This window comes from Adlercreutzia equolifaciens, from assembly GCF_029076695.1.
In the GTDB taxonomy this organism is placed as follows: domain Bacteria; phylum Actinomycetota; class Coriobacteriia; order Coriobacteriales; family Eggerthellaceae; genus Adlercreutzia; species Adlercreutzia equolifaciens_A.
On the sequence record NZ_JARFIK010000550.1, the window covers coordinates 1 to 292 of the forward strand.

Sequence of the window (292 nt, forward strand, 5' to 3'; positions counted from 1 at the left end):
GCACCTTATTGTATCTATGGCAAAGCCGTATCTCGATCCACTCATTTTTACTCTCCCTGCCCCCACGGTCGAATGTCTGCCGCCACATCCATAAACGATGTGTTTACGGTAAACGGATTGCAATGAGCTGAGGTCATTTCCGAGAACCCGCCTTCCTTGAATTCACACTGCTGCCAGCCTTTCGGGTAAATCAGCACCCCTGGACGAATATCGTCTGCGTAAATCGCACGAACGACGGCATGTCCTCGTTCGTTGAACAGCTCGACATAAGAATTGTCTTCAATGCTGCGGG

The 292-nt window shown here is 50.3% G+C and carries 1 protein-coding gene; it reads right to left on the bottom strand.

The annotated features are described in order from the left end of the window. Positions 1-47: 47 nt before the first annotated feature. On the bottom strand, positions 48-292 hold a 245-nt coding region (locus PZH32_RS13565; protein ID WP_275208781.1), incomplete at its 5' end, for a molybdopterin dinucleotide binding domain-containing protein.